4 protein-coding genes are annotated in these 3,558 nt (G+C 65.1%); all 4 read left to right on the forward strand.

All coding sequences use genetic code 11. The features are described from left to right. Nucleotides 1-1,300: RHS repeat-associated core domain-containing protein (locus H8R17_RS48255; protein ID WP_316959720.1), on the forward strand; the 1,300-nt coding region annotated here is incomplete at its 5' end. Between the two features lie 98 nt (nt 1,301-1,398). Then, nucleotides 1,399-1,989 carry a suppressor of fused domain protein gene (locus H8R17_RS49640; protein WP_187828638.1) on the forward strand — a complete coding sequence of 197 codons (591 nt, stop codon included), beginning with the start codon at nt 1,399-1,401 and terminating at the stop codon, nt 1,987-1,989. Between the two features lie 189 nt (nt 1,990-2,178). Beyond that, nucleotides 2,179-2,757, forward strand: a complete 579-nt coding sequence (locus tag H8R17_RS43155) for a hypothetical protein (protein ID WP_187828639.1) — start codon at nt 2,179-2,181, stop codon at nt 2,755-2,757. A gap of 74 nt (nt 2,758-2,831) precedes the next feature. Beyond that, the coding region (locus H8R17_RS43160) for an RHS repeat-associated core domain-containing protein (RefSeq protein WP_316959721.1) at nt 2,832-3,558 on the forward strand (727 nt) is incomplete at its 3' end.

Below are 3,558 nucleotides of genomic sequence, written 5' to 3' on the forward strand. Positions count from 1 at the left end.
GGTCTCCGAGACCGAGAACGGGACAACCACCAAGACCTACCAGTACTCGCCGTGGGGCGAGCGCCTCTCGCAGGTGAAGATCAAGTCGGACGGCACGAAGGAGCCGACGTACTACACCTACGACGCCCACTCCAATGTCCAGGCGGTCACCGACCAGTCCGGTGACACCAAGTCGACCTACGGCTACACCGCCTACGGCTCGGACGACTCCAGCCAGGACACCGGCGCGGACAAGCCCGGCTCGACGACGAACTCGCCGAGCGACCCGTACAACGCCTACCGCTTCAACGCCGACCGCGTGGACGGCTCCACGGGCACGTACAACATGGGCTTCCGCACCTACGACCCGGGCCTGAACCGCTTCCTGTCACGGGACATGTACAACGGCGCCCTGTCCGACATGGGCCTGATCTCCGACCCGCTGACCGGCAACCGCTACGCCTTCGGCGGCGGCAACCCCATCAGCAACATCGAGCTGGACGGCCACGGCTGGCTCTCCGACCTGGGCCACACGGCCCTGGACGCAGCCGGCATGATCCCGGTCGTCGGCGCGGTCGCGGACGTCGCCAACGGTGCCTGGTACGCGGCCGACGGCGACTACCTGGACGCGGGTATCTCCTTCGCCGGAGCCATCCCGGTGATCGGGGACGCGGCCCTGGGTGCCCGGATGGCGGTCAAGGGCGCCAAGTACGCGGCCGAAGGCGCCGAAGCCCTGCAGGGGCTGAAGAACGCCACCCACCTCGGGGAGGACGCCAAGGCGGCCGCGCACGGCGCGGAAGACACGGCCGACGCCGCCAAGGCCGAGAAGGCCGCAGCCGCCGAGAAGGCCGCAGCCGCCGAGAAGGCCGCGGCGGAGAAGGCTGCCGCCGAGAAAGCAGCCGCGGAAAAGGCCGCAGCAGAGAAAGCCGCAGCTGAGAAAACGGCCGAGAACTCTGCCGATGACCAGGTGAAACTCTACCGCTCTCCGGGTGAGGGAAACCGGGCAAGTGAGAAGTTCGGGCTGAATGCAGCCAACCACGAAGGGCCGCATCCTACGGCATACCTGGCCAACAAGCCAGAAGGTGCTGCACAGTATGCCGGTAATGGCCATGATTTCGGATTCCATCAGTTCACGATGAAGTCCGGCTTCCGGAGAGCTTTCGGGGACCTCGAGTACCCGCTGCCGAATAAGAATGGAATGGAGGGCCTCACCGAGTGGAGAATTCCAGCCGACAGATTCGAGGAGTTCAACTCATTCATCGACCACGCCAAGACTGAGTGGTGGGATTCTGCTCTGGGGGACTTCTTCCCTCCGTCCTGAGCGGGTAGGTTCGATCCGATGGTTCGGGTGGGCGCTTCCGCATGTAGGGTGGAAGCGCCCGTCCGGGCGTGGCGTATTACGTAACGGGAGAGGTAAAGATGAATGATCGCGATACTCCTGACAGGTTCGCCTGCTATCGAGCATGCTTGGATTCTCTGATTGATGCTGAGTCCACCGTTCATGAGATTTCGCCGTTGCGGGTGCCAGGGTCGGGTCGGGTTTCTGCTCTCGCCTATGCCGATAGGCCGGAGCCCGGCTATATCACTGGGTTCACATATGGGCTCTCTCTGGCGAGTCACCCAGATTGGACGTTGGGTGGACGTGAACTGTCCATTACCGTTCGCTCTGACGAAATTGAGTGGGCGAGGGTCCCTGCACGGTCGGTGGCGGCTTTGCGTGGCATGTGTGCCTTCAATCGCGGGCAAGCCATTGGCCACATTAAGCGATATGTAGATAATTCTCCGATGAGTAGTATCCTTTTGGCGGATCCAGCATTTCCGTGGGGTTCAGGTGTGATTAATCTGAGTCCGGGAGAATGTGATTCGAAGCAGGAAGGTGATCTTGTTGAGATAGTCGGAGTCTATCCCCTGCATGCTTCGGAACGGGATTTTGTATACGCGAATGGGTTTGATGCATTCTGGAGTCTTGAATGGGATCGTTTTGATCCCTTGCGGTCGTCTGTAGTCTGAACTGAATCGGGATTGCGGGCAGCCGCGCGCCTCGGCTACCGCGATCCGGTACTACCGGTAGTTCGTTTCGCCCAGGACGGGTGGCGTTCAGCCTGACAGCGATACCGAAGAGCCCGTTCCGATGGCTGAAGTGGCTCTGAGATGGAGGCCCGCGTGGCACGTGCGATGAGTGCCCCAAGCATCCTGAGGGTGGCAATCTCGGCCGGCATCATCCCGGACTCGGCAGAGGTGTCGCGCAAGGGGGTGGCCCAGTGGGACGACGGCGTCCTGGCATGGGTGGCGTGGCTGTCGAAGGACAAGACCGGCCGGTTGCTGTGGCACACGAACACCGGTGACGCGAAGTTCGGCGATGCCATGGAGGAGTACGGGCGGCTGTCCGTGCCGATCCGCGGCATCGGCGACCCATCGCTGGAGTGGCCGGTCGCGTTCACCGAGGACGTCGCGGTCTGGCTGCGCGACGGGCTCGGAGAGTCACTGACCTTCGTCGAGGACCGCGCGGACCTGTGCCGGCTGCTCCAGGAGAAGGGCGATGTCGCGCGCGGCGGGTTGTACGCGTGGCTTCCCATCGCGAACTATCCGGCGCGCCTCGTGGAGTCGCTCATCCTCGCCCGGGACCTCGGCTCCGCGGAACTCGAGCAGCGGGCGCTGGAGCGGCTGGCGGGCGAGCCAGTGGAGCTGTCGCACGGCCGGGTTCTGGACATCCAGAGCTCGGCCGGACGATGGGCCAAGGAGTACGCCAAGGCGCTGGGCATCCCCGTCCAGCTCTGATGGCCCGGGGTACGGCCCCTCGAAGGCGCAGCTGCCTTCGAGAGGCCGTTTCTCCGCCTTCGACCAGCCCGCGGGTGGAGAGCCCCGCCACGTACTCGTCCCGGTGGCGGACATCGGACGGGACGAAGGAGCCGACGTACTACACGTACGACGCGCACTCCAATGTCCAGGCGGTCACCGACCAGTCCGGTGACACCAAGTCGACCTACGGCTACACCGCCTACGGCTCGGACGACTCCAGCCAGGACACCGGCGCGGACAAGCCCGGCTCGACGACGAACTCGCCGAGCGACCCGTACAACGCCTACCGGTTCAACGCCGACCGCGTGGACGGCTCCACCGGCACGTACAACATGGGCTTCCGCACCTACGACCCGGGCCTGAACCGCTTCCTGTCACGGGACATGTACAACGGTGCCCTGTCCGACATGGGCCTGATCTCCGACCCGCTGACCGGCAACCGCTACGCCTTCGGCGGCGGCAACCCGATCTCCAACATCGAGCTCGACGGCCACGGCTGGCTCTCCGACCTGGGCCACACGGCCCTGGACGCGGCCGGCATGATCCCGGTCGTCGGCGCGGTCGCCGACGTCGCCAACGGCGCCTGGTACGCCGCCGAGGGCGACTACCTGGACGCGGGTATCTCCTTCGCCGGGGCCATCCCGGTGATCGGGGATGCGGCCCTGGGTGCCCGGATGGCAGTCAAGGGCGCCAAGTACGCGGCCGAAGGCGCCGAAGCCCTGCAGGGGCTGAAGAACGCCGACCACCTCGCGGAGGACGCCAAGGCCGCCACGCACGTCG

Origin of the sequence: Streptomyces sp. TRM68367 (assembly GCF_014495685.1) — a bacterium.
Classification (GTDB): domain Bacteria; phylum Actinomycetota; class Actinomycetes; order Streptomycetales; family Streptomycetaceae; genus Streptomyces.